This window comes from Streptomyces sp. NPDC058008 (assembly GCF_042886395.1).
Classification (GTDB): domain Bacteria; phylum Actinomycetota; class Actinomycetes; order Streptomycetales; family Streptomycetaceae; genus Streptomyces.
The window spans coordinates 34281-48492 of the sequence record NZ_JBHVQX010000048.1 but is presented as its reverse complement, the minus strand read 5'-3'; the positions used below and the strand labels follow the sequence as shown (position 1 = coordinate 48492).

The window sequence follows — 14212 nt, the reverse complement described above, 5'->3', positions numbered from 1 at the left end:
TAAATTGCGTAGTGCGCAAGCGCACTACAATTTCCCTCGCTCGCGAGGGAAATAAATTTCCGCATGCGGAAATTTAAAGATCCCATAATTCGCGCAAGCGCGAATTATGGGAGTCCCCGCAAGCGGGGACTTAGGGCCTTCGCTGCGCTTCGGCCTTGCCCGGCTTCGCCGGGCAGCCAGTTGCAGGCTGGGTGACGGTGCATCGTGTTGCATTCTGTGTAGTGTCTGAGGTTCCAGCTCTGGCCTGGCAGGCCAGGCCTAGTTCACAAGTTTCGGTAAGGCCTCGGGAGAACTGGAGCGTGGGGCTACCTGTGCCGCCTCCTAACGACCTCGTGCACGATAAGCGCTGACCGCCATACCGCTGCAGCTCAGGGGTTCGGGCGCCAAAAATGCCATACGCCCCTGACCTGCAGCGATTCTTATCGTGCACGAGGTCGTAAGTCCTGTCCCGTAATGATCTTCCGGGGCGACGTGACGCCCGGTCTCGCGGCTTTGCTGGGGCTTCTACCCATGTACTTCGCCGCTTTAGGCCCTTGCCGGGAAGTCAGGATGGTCGGTGTAGAGCGAGGCAAGGTCACGCAGGTCGTGGCACGGCCAGGGGTCGCGGACGTGACGGGCCAGGATGCGCCGCTTGGCCTCAATCTCGCGCATGACGCGGGCCGGGTCGTGCAGAGCCACGTGCAGAGCAATCGTGGGGTGGAAGCCAGCGAGGTCAACCTGGCAGAAGTCGACCGTTTGACCGTGAGCGGACCACTCCCCGCATCCGTCACCGTCGCAGCGCCGAGCCAAGTCGGCCTCCCCGTCCAGCCGCGCCTCGATGAACCTCGCTAGTTCTTCAGTCATAGGGACATTCTCGGTGCTGTGCTGGGCGTCATGGAATGATCTTGTGGTGTCTGGTGTGATCGCGGCGTCGGAGCCGTCCCGGGTAGCCCCGTTCACCGGGCTGAGCCCTCATCAGTTCGGGAAGTTGGTGACGCTTCTGCGGCGTGAGGGTGCGGACGCGGTCCGCAGGGGCCGGCCGTGGAGCCTGCCGCTGGAGGACCGGGCCCTGCTGGTCGCGGCTTACTGGCGCACGAATCTGACCATGCGGCAGCTCGCTCCGCTGTTTAGGGTGTCCAAGTCGGCCGCGGACCGGATCATCGATCACCTCGCCCCGATGCTCGCCCTCCAGCCCCGCAAACGGTTCGCGAAGGACACCGTGCTCATCGTGGACGGCACCCTGGTGCCGTCCACGATCACGCCATCGCCGAGCAGTCCAAGAACTACCGGTACTCCACGAACCACCAGGTCGTCATCGATGCCGACAGTCGGCTCATCGTCGCGGTTGGCCGACCGGTGCCCGGAAATCGCAATGCGGCTATCCGGGCACCGGGCTCGTGATGCCCCACCGCCGCCGCAAAGGCGAAGAGCTGCCCGACGGGAAACAGGTGCACAACAAGTCTCACAAGCAGGTCCGCGCCCGCGTCGAGCACGTCTTCGCCCGCATGAAGACTTGGAAGATCCTCCGAGACTGCCGCCTCAAAGGTGAGGGTGTCCACCACGCCATGCTCGGAATCGCCCGGATGCACAACATCAACCTCGCCGGATAGGCGAGCAGTCGGGTTGGTCACCGACCGCGTCCGCATCGGTCAGAGATCATTTACGGGACAGGTCTTAACTTTCAATCAGGCTAATTGCAACTGACGGTGGGTCAATCTGAAGACTCACTCATGGCTGCCCCTGAAAAGCAGGGTGCTAATTCCAATGTTAGTGCCGTGCCATGCTCCTGTGAGTAACTTGATACATCATGGGGAGTCGCTGTGTAGGGATTGAGATGTCACGCTACTACCTGGTGCCCTGCGGAGCAAAGGAGAATGGGCCTGTACCTGCTGCAGGTACAGGCCCATTCTCCTTTCTATCTGGTCCAAAACTAATTCCGGGCAGTTCCCCAACGCGCCTGTGGTGACCTGTGTCAGGAGGAGTTGGCTACTGGTGGTACGCGGGCGCCGGCGTGACGATCCGGGCGACACCGGGGCCACAGCCGTGACAGGCAACCCATCTCAGCAGCACTATCCGGCCTATAGAGCGTGTGTAGGACGTTGTCTAAGGACGGCAAGGGCATGGCGGGGCGGTAGTGGGCCAGCTCCCCGCGCAAGCCCGGTTCCTTGTCGCGGGCGCCAGAGCGCTCTGAAACCTCTCTCCCTCAATCGACAGCAGCCAGTGATGGCCAGCTAGGGGGAACTCCCCCGATGAAATCCATTTTCTGGGCGCTGCCGACGGAGCCGACGACGGCCGGTGTCGCGATCTCCAGGAACTTGCGGTTGACGTAGACCGACGACTTGGCCAGGAACTTGCTCCGCGCGGACGGCGCGACAAAACTGTGCCAGCCGCTGACCCAGATCTAGTAGAGATGCCGGTCGTCCTTGGCATACCCACCGCACTCCTCGTCCAGTACTGAGGAAACCAAGCTGGCTTGGGCCCTCTGACATGGGCCAGGGCGTAGGCGATCGGGTCGTCCAGGAACCCGGCGAGTTCGGTCACGTTGGACAGGCTCGCGCGGTTGGTCAGAGGAGGGCGCCGCCGGAGACCTCGATGCGCTCGGCGGTTATCCAGCGCATGCCCTCGGACGCCAGCGTGGCGATGGCGTCGCCGATCTCCCCGGGTTCGCCGACGCGCCCCAGCGCGGTCTGCCCGGCCAGACCCTGGCGCGTGTCGGCCTCATCCCGCATGGCACCGCCGTTGAAGTCGGTGGCGGTCGGCCCTGGGGCAATGGAGTTGACCCGGATGCCTCGGGGGCCGAGTTCTGCGGCCAGAGTGCGGCTCATAGCCTCGACGGCGGCCTTCGAGGCGGAGTAGACCGAGGTCGCGGGACTGGTGTGGCGAGTCAACGATGACGAAACGTTGATGACGCGGGCGCCCTGCGCCAGCAGCGGCAGAAGCGACTGGGTGAGGAAGAACGTGCCCCGCACGTTGGTGCCGAACACCGTGTCGAAGTCGTCGGCCGTGACAGCTTCCAGCGGACCGAAGACACCCACCCCCGCGTTGTTGACCACGATATCGAGCCGCGAGGCCCCCCAGCGTTCAAGCAGTGCGCTCAGCTCGGAAGTGAAGGCTCCGAAAGAGGAGATGTCGCTGATGTCGAGACGTATGACAGCGGCACCCCCACCCGTTGCGCGCACTTGCTGCGCCGTCTCCTCGGCTCCGGCCACATCACCGCGATGAGTGACCACGACCCGCACCCCGCGCGCCGCCAGCGCAAGAGCCGCACTCCGGCCCAGACCGCGGTTCGAACCGGTCACCACAGCGATCCTGTCGGCTGTCATCAGCTACTCCCTCATCGCACGGCACCGGAGAGACACCCGGCACCGCCATTAGATGCGAGTCACCTGACTCGCCTTTCCGGTGCAGCGTAGGCACACCCAAAGAGGCGAGTCAAGTGACTCGCCTCGGGGCTAGGGCATACTGCACTCATGGCAGCAGAGCTCTCCGCACATCACCGCCGTCTCGCTCAGCAAAAGCGTGAGGCGATCATCTCCGCGGCCACGGACCTCTTCCTGAACCGCGGTTACGACGGCACTTCCCTCGCCCGCATTGCCGAAGGGGCGGCGGTCTCGAAGTCCACCCTGTTCAAGCAGTTCCCCACCAAGGCAGCCCTCTTCGAGGCCATCGTCACCGAGTCCTGGCAGCGTGACGCCGCAGGCGCCGTCGCGCGCCCTCAGGCCGGAGACCTGCGTTCCGGCCTGACCTCCATCGGCCACCGCTACGCCGACCTGATCGGCCGGCCCGGCATGACAGCGCTGTTCCGCATCGTCATCGCCGAGCTGCCCCGCTTCCCGGAACTGGGACGGATGCAGTTCCAGCTCGGCAAGCTGCCGTACTTCACCTCGGTCCAGCACTATCTGCAGTCGGAGCACGAGGCCGGTAACGCCGACGTCCCGGACGCCGAGAGCGCGGCCAACCAGTTCCTCGGGATGATCGCCAACTACGTCCTGTGGCCCCGCATGCTACTGACCGACTGGAACCCCGCAGCCTCTGACATCCACTACGCCGTCGAGCAGGCGGTAGAGACCACGCTCGCCCGCTATGCCTCCGATCGACCAGCATGATCCGAGGCTGGACTTCGTACGCCACTGCCCGCCCCAGCGCCGGAGGGATTCGCGCAGCCGCGACCGTGTGACGCACCCCTTGCGAGGGCTCGGGCCGGTTGGAGGGCGGCACCGACTCGGCGCCCTACGTGAGCCTGTCACGCAGCAGTCAGTCGGCTGCGGTCGAGTTCGACGCCAAGCCCGGCCGGAATGCGCCCTGCGGCGGTGGCCTGCTCGCTCAGGTCGTGGAGTGGTTCGTTCGTGACCAGCCGGTCGGCACGGATGCGGCGGACTGTGTCGACCGGCCCGCGCCCCGCGTGAACACGATGTGAAGCGCGGCAGGACCGTGACTCCGGTGAGCGGCGGCGCGGGCGGGCCGCTATGTCCAGGCGACGGCCACCACGACCGCGGCGGCCGTGGAGGTGCCCACACCGTAGAAGGGCCACGCCTTCCGGTTGCGCATACCCACCAGCGCGAGCGCCGCCACCAGGACGTCCAGGGCCAGTTTCACCCACATCTTCGCGTCGATCACCGACAGGTCCAGCGAGATGCGTGTCCATATCAGCCCGGCACCCGTCACCAACTGGACGCCCGCGCTGGTGACCATGTAGCCACCCGTCACCAGGTCCTTGCCCCGCAGTTGGTAGAACAGCCCGCCCAGGATCGCGGCGAAACCGAAGAGGTGAAAGACGAGGAACACGTACCGAAGGGTCTCCATGCCAGCGACCTTCCTGGGTGAGCGGACGAAGGGAAGAACCTTGGTCAAGGCTTCCGTGCACGGGACGAGGCGGCCGCCCGCCCTGTGACATTCCCAGGGCAGGAAAACGGGTGACGTGCATCACCCCATGCCGTGTCACAGGCCTGGGGACCGCCTCGTCCCAGGGGTTGACCGCAGACCGACCCCGAGGAGCACACGATGGACACACGACTGAACTACTTCGCCGGGACGAACGCCGGCAACGTCCTCCAGCACGTCATGGCGGCAGGGCGAGCCCTGAAGGAGACCGCGCTGCCCGCGGCAGTACAGGAGCTGGCGGCACTGCGGGTGAGTCAGATCAACGGCTGCGCGGCCTGCATCGACATGCACACCAAGGAAGCGTCCGCGGCCGGCGAGGAAGCGGTGCGGCTGAACCTAATCGCGGCCTGGCCGGAGGCGGTGGTCTTCACCGAGGCCGAACGTGCGGCGCTGGCGCTGGCGGAGCAGGGCACTCGGACCGCAGACGCGGCCGGCGGCGTCGATGACGAGGTGTGGCAGCAGGCCACCCGCCACTACTGCCCGATCCGCTTCCGCTGTGCGGGCTGCGGCCACTTCGGCACCGACGTCTCCTGCCTGCCCCACCTGGAGGGATACCTGGCCGACTTGATCCGCAACCGCGAACGTATCGCGGCCTGGCGACCGCCGACGACTGGGCCACGCGTGTGTCCATGCCCTCCGATCAGGAGATTTCCCGTGATCCGGCGCCTCGTACGACGCATGGACGACCTCGACGAGGTCATCGGCCCCGAGCGCCGCCTTTTAGAGGAAGCCTCCACCCTGGTCTGCCGCAGCCGCCAAGTCCTGCTCGGCATGCCCCGTATCCGCCAGCCCATTCCCGATATCCGCCCGGAGCGCACCGCATGATCGGGGCCCACCCCGCCGCAAACCTCGCCGAAGGATGCCGCGCAGACACCACACGCCGACGCCAGCGCGTCCTGAAGGCCCTCCATGACGCCCGCGCCACCGGCGCGGAGATCACCGTCTCCGCGATCGCACGCGCTGCCGGCGTCGACCGGTCGTTCTTCTGCCGCAGCCAGCACAGGAACCTGCTCACCCAGTTGCACGCCGCCGAGGCCGAACTACCGGACGGCCCCGAGACCGGACCCGGCATCAGCCACTCCTCGCTCAGGGCGGACCTGGCCAACAGCCGGCAGCGAGGCACTCGCCTGGCCACGCGCGTTCAGAAGCTGGAGAAACGTCTCTCACTCGTACTGGGCGAGCAAACATGGCGCGACACCGGTCTCGGCGCTGCTGACGACATCGAAGAACTCAAACAGGGCGTGAAACCAGGGCGCGAACCGTCTCCGCATCTCGTCGGTGTCCAGGTCGTGGCCGTAGTCCAACGCCCCCAGACTGCCTCGGCCAGCGCCGCAGCGCTCACCGTGCCGAGAAAGCGTCCATCGCCGAACCAGGGTGCAGCGCCCCATGCCACGTCGGGACGCACCCCCGTGACCGAACCAAGGGCCATCGCCGCGTCGTCCAAGTCCCCTTCAAGGAACAAGAAGTACGCCTGTGCCAGCACAGCGCTCAATGAGCTGTCCTCTTCGAGGCTCTCCCTCAGTTCCGAGTGTCGGTCCTGCCACAACTCGGCGAGGGCCGCAGCGCCACCGAGTGGGACGAATTCTTGGCCCGCTTCGAACTGCGCAAGGTCGCCCTGGGGACCTGCGGCCGCGACTACGCGACCCTGTGACAGCATGAAAACACCTGCGTCAGATGTCCCCTACTGCTCGGGAACCCGGCCCAGATGCCATGTCTCCAGGAGGTCCACGCCAACCTCGTCGATCGCCTCCAGGAGGCCCGGGACCAGGGCTGGCTTGGCGAGGTCGCCGCCATCGAGACCACTATGGCCGCCATCGCGCAGAAGCTGGAGACCATGCACGAGCGTGCAGCCAAGCCGTCCACCGTCCACCTGGGCATGCCCGACTTCCGCCGGAACGCCGGACGAAGCAGGGCCGAACCCGCAACCCCACCAACCGCGGCAGGCCCGTTGTGAGTCGACCGCGCATTCGGGATGGTTGTCGCCGCGAGATCAAGTCTTGGGCAGGAAGTCCCGCCAGAACGAGACGGTCGCCTGCGGGTGCCAGTCGTCGGGGGTGTGGGCGTCGAAATCGTCGAACTCGTGGTTGACGTAGTCGACCAGGTCAGTGCCGTAGCAGATGATGTCGGTGCCCCACACTGACAGAATCGGGTGACCATGGGAGCCATGGCCAACAGGCAGAAACCGATGCCCATAGACGGGAACGAGCTTGGGGACCCGAGCAAGTAGACCCAAGGCTTGCTGAAGGGCCTCGTCGGCATCCTCCGGCCGTTGCCCCCAGCTCGGATGCCAGTAGCCGCGTCGGACTGACAGGGCGATGCCCTCCACGGGCGACTCAAGTCGCTCTCGGAGTCCTTTGGGGTCACCATTGCGCCAGTCCGGCCACGGGTTCTCCCACATGCCCCCCTCTTCGGGCGGCTGGCTGACCGGTAGACCCGACGCTAGGAAAGCCCGGTGGTCAGCGGCAAACTCGATGCCGTACTCCTGCTCAATACGCTGGAGCTCGATCTCGCTCAGCCCCGGCGCTATCTCGCAGCAGTCCGCAACGGCGAGAAGGCGCGCTGCTTCGATCCCCAACTTCATCCCATCCGGCTTCATCACGCTGGAGCAGTACTGGTCCCACCCATCTGAACTCAGACAGCTTTCAAGGATGACCAGGCTGCGGGCGGTGCCCGCCGGACAAGCGGAGCGAAAACCGCTGCCCACGTGCGGCAGCGTGCGAGATGCTGCCGGATGTGATCGATCGCGAGTTCGCTGTCCGGGCGGCCCAGGAAGACCTGGACCGCCGATACTCAGGACAGCTGGTGGTGTCCGGGACCGAGGAACACGAACTCGTCTGGATCGTCTACTACCAGAGCGCGGAGTACCTACGCACCGGGGACTTGAGCCACATGCTGGGTGGCAACGGCCCCTACCTGGTCGACCTCGTCGACGGTGGTCTGCACCAGATCGGACCGGTCTCCTACGTCACCGGCGCCTGGGAGGTCGACTACCGCAGCCGTATCCGGAAGATGGTCACCTGGACCGCCGTAGACGACTTGCACGACGAGATCCGCCAGACCGCGGTAGCCCGGGGACGGATCATCGCCATGCACCTGCTGCGACAGCGCGTTGGCCAGACGTCGCGGCCGCATGTCGGACAAGGCCACGCCGCAGCCCTCCGCCGGCGCTCGACCTCTCCCTCCTCCTGGCGACCGCGCTCCTCCCGGGCACGATGCTCAAGGCGGCGTTGTTCCTCGCGGGCGCGCGGAAGTCGTCGGGGTTGTCGAGGGCACGCTCAAGGGTTTCAAAAGCGGGGTGCCCGAGGGTGTCGACGGCTGGGTGCCCGAAGCGCCACCAGACAGGGCCGTGAGGTCCGTGTTGCTGGAGGCGGGTCAGGTTGGGGATCGTGCGGGCGTAGTCCCGGTAGCCGTCCCTGGACGTTCGGTCGTACATGCTGCCGCCCTGCCAGTGTCCTTGCCAGCAGGGGGTGGACAGGGCGTGGATGCTCTTCATGCGGTTCATGGCGGTGTCGGGGCTGACGTTCTTCGCAAAGACCAGGGCCAGGGGCGGGTAGCCGTCGCGGGGGAGTCGGGAGCACATCATCGGGTAGGGCAGCCGGGCACGGGACTGTGCTGGTTCTTGCCCGGGCTGTAGGTGTGGCACAGAATCCCCCGCGACAAGGTGCTCGCGTCACGCCACAGCCGACACGTGGGGCGGTCGGCAGCCGGCACCGAACAGGTTCTGCGGGCACGTCACGCGACTGCCAGGGGCTATCGCGACTTCATTCTGTGACGATCAGTCAGTGCGGCATCTTCCGGGCCGTCACCGACGCGGCGAAGTCTTCGATTCCGTCGATGAGCGCCTCGAAGCGGAACGAGTGGAAGAGGTCGAAGGCGTGGTGTGCGCCTGGCAGTTCGACGTACACGACCGGCGAGGTCGAGACGGAGCGCAGAGCGGTGACAAGGGCCTTGGGGTTCGCGGTGTCCACCAGCTCGTCCAGGTCGCCGTGCGCGATGAGGAACGGTGGTGCGTCCGCCCGGACGAGGTTCACCGGTGAGGTCGCCGGGTCGCCGTCGAAGTACTCCGCGAGGAAGCCGTTGAGTGCGATGGCCGCGGTCACGGAGGTGTCCGCCTCCTCGAACCCGGGCTGGTAGGCGGGTTCGTTGGGGGTGAGTGCGGCCTGCGCGGCCATGTGCCCGCCTGCGGAGCTCCCTGCGACGAACACTGCTGCCGCGGGCGCCGCACCGTATTCCGTCGTGTGTTCGCGGGCCCAGGCGATGACCTTTTTCGCGTCAATGAGATGGGCGGGGTGAGGGAAGTCGGGCCGCAGACGGTAGTTGGCGCTGATGCAGACCCAGCCCTGGCTGGCGAGCCGGTAGAGCAGGGGCAGAGACTGGGTGTTCTTCCGGCCCTGGTCGTAGTGGCCGCCGTGGAAGTGGATCATTACGGGGCCGCCCTCGGGGCGCGAGCGGTGGTGGTAGACGTCGAGGAGATTGCGGCGGCCTCCGTCCCCGTAGCTGAGGTTTCCCACTCGCTTGACGTTACGGCGGCGGCGTAATACGGGCCTGAGCAGGATGCGTGCCAGCGGTGGCCGGCGGCGTGTCGCTGTACCGGCGCCGAGCGTGTCGTCCAGCGCGACCCGCACCACGGACGCTGCCCGTATCCCGCGCAGGGTGACCACCACCAGCCCTGCAGCCGCGACCACTGCCACTCCGACGTTCACCCGGTCGGGGCTCGTGGCGATGTCGCCCTGGGAGAAGGCGAGCGCCGTCGATGCCACCAGCGCGTAGAGAGCGACGTGCGGGATCTCGTTGAAGACCAGGCCGAGCCGGTAGCTGAAGTAGAAGAGCGGTTTGGGCCCGCGTATACGGACCAGGCAGAACACCACGATCAGCAGGGCCAACACCACGGTCACCAGATAGCCCACAGCCACCAGAACACCCCCGTTCGAGTCCCGACCAGACAAACACTTTCCGTGGTACCACGCGGACGTCGACGCGCGCAGGGTGAAGTGCCTTTTCCGTGCACGCACTTGGGGTAGCCAGCCCCAGGCGGCGGGAGAAAGCGCCACAGTGGGGATCAGATCCGCGAAGCCGGACGCTGTGGTGTTCGCCCTTGCCGACGGCCAGGCCGAGGAAGACGTCGATGTCGCCGGTGTCGATCACGCGCAGGACCCCTCCGATCGCCTTTCTCGTCCGGCCTCGGTGCGGCAGCCAGCTCCCGTACCCGCCCTTCTGCAACAACCTTTTGGGGCCGGGCCCCCAAGGACGCCAGACCCTCGGTTCGGCCGCGCTCTCGCGCTGCACCACGGTCACCAACGTGCCGAAGCAGCCGCCGAGGAGGCGACGGCCGCCACCCGGGGACCACCGAGGGCGTCAAGTCAGCCCAAGCGATTTTCACCCTGGCCCACGTCCATGAGATCGAGATGCCCCTCACGAACGTGATCTCCGCCTTGCTGGACGAGAACGTCACCCTCAATCAGGCCGCGGCCGCGCTGACGAGCGGTCCACCGCGCCCGAGCGCAGAGCCTTGAGGCGGGCCGCGTGGCGCCGGTTCAAGCGCGACGCGAAGGGATCCAGATGGAGAAGGTCAGCGGCGTCGGCGGCATCTGTCGGCGTACGGGTCGATGTGCACAGCCGCGTACGGATGGACGTGCGTCGATGAGTAAGCGCACTGCTTCGATCCGGGTGAAGGAGCGCGGCTTGTTCACATGGTCCGGCCATGATGATCCACAAGGGCGGCGAGGAGTCGGGTCAACTGCTCGCGTTCCGGCGGGGTCAGTGGGGCAAGCACATCGTCTTCCACCTCGGTAAGCAGTTTATCCAGCTCCAGTAGTTGTCGGTGCCCCTGCTTGGTGACCGCGATGATGTTCTGTCGGCGATCGGCAGGGTTGGGCGAGCGTTCCACCAGTCCTCGATCGGCCAGCTCGTTGATGACCGCGACCATGTCGCTGCGATAGATCCCCGTGCGGCGACTCAAGTCCGCCTGGCTGGCGGGTCCGAACTCGTCCAGTGTGGCGAGCGCCGCGTAATGCCACTTGCGGGCGCCCGCGCGCCCCAACTCCTCGTTCACCAGGCGATCCGACTGGATCGCGGCCAGTGACAGAAGCCGGGTCCTCAGATTCCGCAGGCGCGCGGCAGTGGCCGGGCGGTCGGTCGCGCTCGCCATGTCGGGCGTCCTGTTGCTCATGCCGCAATCGTACGTTGCGTTAGTCCCACTAACAAACTATCTTCGCTGCCGAGAGGAGCGTTAGCGTGACTAACGATTTGGTACGCCAGACGTTGGCCGTTCGAACGCTCAGGCCCCGAATGAAGCCACTGGAGTTGAGTCCATGATCAAGCCGTTCCGCATCGACATCCCCCAGGCCGACCTCGACGACCTGACCGACCGGCTCTCCCGCACCCGTTGGCCCAACGAGATCGCCGACGCCGGGTGCGACTACGGCTTCCCGCTGGCGCGGCTCAAGGAACTGGCCGAATACTGGCGCACCGGCTACGACTGGCGCGAGCACGAGGCCAAGCTCAACGAACTTGCGCACTTCACCACCGAGATCGACAGCCAGAACATCCACTTCGTGCACGTCCAGTCTTCGAAACCGAACGCGCTCGCGCTGATCCTCACCCACGGCTGGCCCGGTTCGTTCCTGGAGTTCCTCGACGTGATCGAACCGCTGTCACGCGACTTCCACCTGGTGATTCCGTCCATCCCGGGTTACGGCTTCTCCGGGCCGACCCACGAACGCGGCTGGGATATGGTCCGGGTCGCGCGGGCCTGGGCCGAGCTCATGCGCCGTCTCGGGTACGAGCGTTACGGCGCGCAGGGTGGCGACTTCGGCTCGGGCATCTCAACAGCGCTCGGCGCGGTGGCACCCGAGCAGGTCGTCGGGGTGCACGTCAACTACCTCCCGACCCGGCCGGTCCCGGACGCCGACATCGAACTGTCCGAAACGGACGAAGCGCGGCTGGACAAGGTCCGGCATCTGATGGCGAATCGTCCGCCGTACCAGGCTCTGCAGGCCACCACCCCACAGACCATCGGCTACGCGCTGACCGACTCGCCGGTCGGCCAACTGGCGTGGATCGCCGAGCGCTTCGCACAGTGGACGGACCCTCGCTCACAGATCAGTGACGAGCGGATGCTCACCGACATCTCGCTGTACTGGCTGACCGCCACCGCGGCTTCCTCGGCGCGGCTGCACCGCGAGACTCCGCGGCAGATCGGGCCGTGCCCGGTACCCGTGGGCGTGGCAGTGTTCGCGCACGACATCACGCAGTCGGTGCGACCGCTGGCGGAGCAGCTGTACGACATCAGGCACTGGTCGGAGTTCGAGCGCGGCGGCCACTTCGCCGCGATGGAAGTCCCGGAACTACTCTCTGAGGACATCCGGGACTTCTTCCTCACCCACGTCAAGTACGACTACCGGGTCGCCACCCGCTAGGAGTTGTCGTCCAGGCGCCGGCACCGTTTCCCGGACCACGTTCTGAACCAGATGGCGAGGGCTGCGAGCGCGACGGTACCGAGAGGGATAGCTGCACGTTTCCCGTCGCGGGTGGCGACGGCCCGGGGGCCCTTGAGGCGGTTGATGGTGCGCTCGACGGTGTTGTGTTTTTATGGCGTTCGCTGTCGAGGCCGGTGGGGCGACCGGCTCGGGGCCTCGGTTCTTGCGGTGTCCTTGCTGGTCGAGGAGTTCGGCAATCGTGTGCGGGACGGTATTTTGCGCGAGCCGAAGGAGTACGGACGCATGTGGGGAATCTCCTCCCGGGATCTGGTCGGGCAACTCGTCCGGCTGCTGCCGGAAGTGGAGCCGTACCTTGAGACGGCGGCACGGCGGTACGGCAGGCGGGCATTCCAGGTGACCCACTGGGACCAGGTCAACACCCATCCCGGGACGCTGCTTTCCGAAGTCCTCGCCCATCCGCTGTTCCAGCCCGGGATGGAGTCCGCCGAGATGGACGTGGAGGACGAGGAGTTCCTTGCGCGCTGCTTCGATTTCATCGAGGGCCTGGAGGAGAGTCCGGGGGGCGAACTCGTGGAGACGGCGTACTTCACCTTCGTGGAACCCCTCATGGAGAGCAGGGAAGTGCTCGATCGCGCCTTCCGGTTCGCCGGTCCCAGGACACGTGCGGAGATCCTGGCCATGCTGCGGGGCTGGAACGTCCCCGTGGATGCCTCGTGGGAGGCGGAACGGCGGGCATAGCCGCGGTACCCGGACGCGCATGCGGGCTGCTGGTCGGCACGGGGGCCGGAGCGGTCGCGGCGATGACCCGCCGGACCGGACTGCGGCTCCCGGCGTGGGCTACGACCACCTGGCGCCGATCTTCACGCTGGGGCGCTGGAACGCGAGGGCCGGGTCCTGCTCACCCTCGCCGTACAGACCCACCACGCGGCGGCGGTCGGCTTCCGCACGGCGCGCGCCTGGTCGACGAGCCGGAAAGCTGATGGCGCTCCCGTCGCGGGTCGAGCGGGCCTCGTCAGCCGCGTAGCTCGGCCAGGTCGTCGTCCGTGAGTGTGAGGTCTCGGGCCGACATGTTCTCCTCCAGGTGCGCGAGGTTCCCGGTGCCGGGGATGGCGAGCATGACCGGCGACGAGGCGAGGAGCAGGGCGAGCTGCACCTGCGCGACGGTCGCGTCCAGCCGGGTCGCGACCTTCTCCAGGCGCCGGGTGTCCAGCGGCTCGCGCCCGCCGCCGAGCAGGAAGAACGGCACGTACGCGATGCCCGCCGCCTCACACTCCGCGAGGAGTGCCAGGTCGTCGGTGTACGGATTCTGCACGCAGGCGACGGGCGCGACGGACCGCGCCTCCGCGAGCTGCGCGGCGTCGATGTTGCTGACGCCCAGGTGCCGGATGAGGCCCTCCTGCTGGAGCCCGGCGAGCACGGCGAACCGCTCGGCGACGGACTCGCCGCCGAGGCCGCTCATGCCCCCGACGCGGAGGTTGACGACGTCGAGCCGGTCGACACCGAGGGCGTGTAGGTCCGCCTCGACGAGGCCGCGCAGCTGGTCGGGGGTGGCCTGGCCGCTGGGCATACCGTCGGGGCCGAAGAGCGGGCCGACCTTGGTCGCGATGACCAGGTCCTCTGGGTAGGGGGCGAGCGCCTCGCGGATCAGTTCGTTGGCACGGACGTCACCCCGGGCGTAGAAGGCAGCGGTGTCGATGTGATTCACGCCCAGCTCGACGGCCCGCCGGAGGACCGCGATGCCGTTCTCGGGGGTGCGGGCGGGGCCGTCGAACGTACTCATCGGCAACCGCATGGCACCGAAGCCGAGCCGGTTGACGGGGAAGTCGCCGCCGAGGGCGAAGGTGGTGGTCATGGCTTCATGCTCTCCGCGGGGGCCGGGGCGGCCCAGCGCGTGGCAGCTTGCTGCCAGACTT

Annotated in this window: 13 protein-coding genes and 3 pseudogenes; 8 read left to right on the top strand and 8 right to left on the bottom strand. The window is 66.8% G+C overall.

All coding sequences use genetic code 11. From position 1 onward, the window contains the following. Positions 1-525: 525 nt before the first annotated feature. On the bottom strand, positions 526-843 hold the full coding sequence (locus ACFVS9_RS32610; protein WP_389938351.1) for a DUF6221 family protein: 318 nt from the start codon (positions 841-843) through the stop codon (positions 526-528). 46 nt (positions 844-889) lie between these two features. Here ACFVS9_RS32610 and ACFVS9_RS32605 point away from each other — a divergent pair. Continuing rightward, positions 890-1589 (top strand): annotated as a pseudogene (locus ACFVS9_RS32605) (transposase family protein). Between the two features lie 954 nt (positions 1590-2543). On the opposite strand, the gene ACFVS9_RS32600 reads toward ACFVS9_RS32605, so the two are convergent. After that, positions 2544-3302, bottom strand: coding sequence for an SDR family NAD(P)-dependent oxidoreductase (locus tag ACFVS9_RS32600; protein WP_389938348.1), 759 nt, complete (start codon positions 3300-3302; stop codon positions 2544-2546). Between the two features lie 147 nt (positions 3303-3449). Between ACFVS9_RS32600 and ACFVS9_RS32595 the strand changes: the two genes are divergently transcribed. Then, positions 3450-4085, top strand: a complete 636-nt coding sequence (locus ACFVS9_RS32595) for a TetR/AcrR family transcriptional regulator (protein WP_383117923.1) — start codon at positions 3450-3452, stop codon at positions 4083-4085. Positions 4086-4443: 358 nt separating this feature from the next. Here ACFVS9_RS32595 and ACFVS9_RS32590 read toward each other — a convergent pair whose 3' ends face one another. Beyond that, positions 4444-4782 (bottom strand): hypothetical protein, encoded by a 339-nt coding sequence (locus tag ACFVS9_RS32590; RefSeq protein WP_389938344.1) that lies wholly within the window; start codon positions 4780-4782, stop codon positions 4444-4446. A 198-nt stretch (positions 4783-4980) separates the two neighbouring features. Between ACFVS9_RS32590 and ACFVS9_RS32585 the strand changes: the two are divergent. After that, positions 4981-5337 (top strand): annotated as a pseudogene (locus ACFVS9_RS32585) (carboxymuconolactone decarboxylase family protein); the annotation flags it as partial. 725 nt (positions 5338-6062) lie between these two features. On the opposite strand, the pseudogene ACFVS9_RS32580 reads toward ACFVS9_RS32585, so the two are convergent. Further along, positions 6063-6406: pseudogene (locus ACFVS9_RS32580) on the bottom strand (hypothetical protein); the annotation flags it as partial. Here ACFVS9_RS32580 and ACFVS9_RS32575 point away from each other — a divergent pair. Together ACFVS9_RS32575 and ACFVS9_RS32570 are read left to right on the top strand one after the other, a co-directional pair. Next, entirely contained in the window at positions 6389-6511 is a 123-nt protein-coding gene (locus tag ACFVS9_RS32575) for a hypothetical protein (protein WP_389938357.1), read from the top strand. The pseudogene ACFVS9_RS32580 and the gene ACFVS9_RS32575 sit on opposite strands and share 18 nt — an antisense overlap. A gap of 54 nt (positions 6512-6565) precedes the next feature. Continuing rightward, complete coding sequence (locus ACFVS9_RS32570; RefSeq protein ID WP_389938341.1) at positions 6566-6814, top strand: hypothetical protein; 249 nt, start codon at positions 6566-6568, stop codon at positions 6812-6814. Positions 6815-6850: 36 nt separating this feature from the next. Here ACFVS9_RS32570 and ACFVS9_RS32565 read toward each other — a convergent pair whose 3' ends face one another. Next, the gene (locus ACFVS9_RS32565) at positions 6851-7564 is read right to left on the bottom strand and encodes a hypothetical protein (RefSeq protein WP_389938340.1); all 714 of its coding nucleotides are present in this window, start codon (positions 7562-7564) and stop codon (positions 6851-6853) included. A 17-nt stretch (positions 7565-7581) separates the two neighbouring features. Here ACFVS9_RS32565 and ACFVS9_RS32560 point away from each other — a divergent pair, with 17 nt between their 5' ends. After that, positions 7582-8379: a YrhB domain-containing protein gene (locus ACFVS9_RS32560; RefSeq protein WP_389938337.1), complete on the top strand. Its 798-nt coding sequence runs from the start codon at positions 7582-7584 to the stop codon at positions 8377-8379. Positions 8380-8639: 260 nt separating this feature from the next. Here the strand turns inward: ACFVS9_RS32560 and ACFVS9_RS32555 are convergent, their stop codons facing one another. Next, the gene (locus tag ACFVS9_RS32555) at positions 8640-9773 is read right to left on the bottom strand and encodes an alpha/beta hydrolase (protein WP_389938334.1); all 1134 of its coding nucleotides are present in this window, start codon (positions 9771-9773) and stop codon (positions 8640-8642) included. Between the two features lie 773 nt (positions 9774-10546). Then, positions 10547-11029, bottom strand: coding sequence for a MarR family winged helix-turn-helix transcriptional regulator (locus ACFVS9_RS32550; RefSeq protein ID WP_383117930.1), 483 nt, complete (start codon positions 11027-11029; stop codon positions 10547-10549). Positions 11030-11171: 142 nt separating this feature from the next. Here ACFVS9_RS32550 and ACFVS9_RS32545 point away from each other — a divergent pair, with 142 nt between their 5' ends. Both ACFVS9_RS32545 and ACFVS9_RS32540 read left to right on the top strand, forming a co-directional pair. Then, entirely contained in the window at positions 11172-12278 is a 1107-nt protein-coding gene (locus ACFVS9_RS32545) for an epoxide hydrolase family protein (protein WP_383117931.1), read from the top strand. Between the two features lie 303 nt (positions 12279-12581). After that, on the top strand, positions 12582-13037 hold the full coding sequence (locus tag ACFVS9_RS32540) for a hypothetical protein (RefSeq protein ID WP_389938330.1): 456 nt from the start codon (positions 12582-12584) through the stop codon (positions 13035-13037). Positions 13038-13311: 274 nt separating this feature from the next. On the opposite strand, the gene ACFVS9_RS32535 is transcribed toward ACFVS9_RS32540, so the two are convergent. Then, positions 13312-14151, bottom strand: a complete 840-nt coding sequence (locus ACFVS9_RS32535) for an oxidoreductase (protein ID WP_389938327.1) — start codon at positions 14149-14151, stop codon at positions 13312-13314. Positions 14152-14212 lie beyond the last annotated feature (61 nt).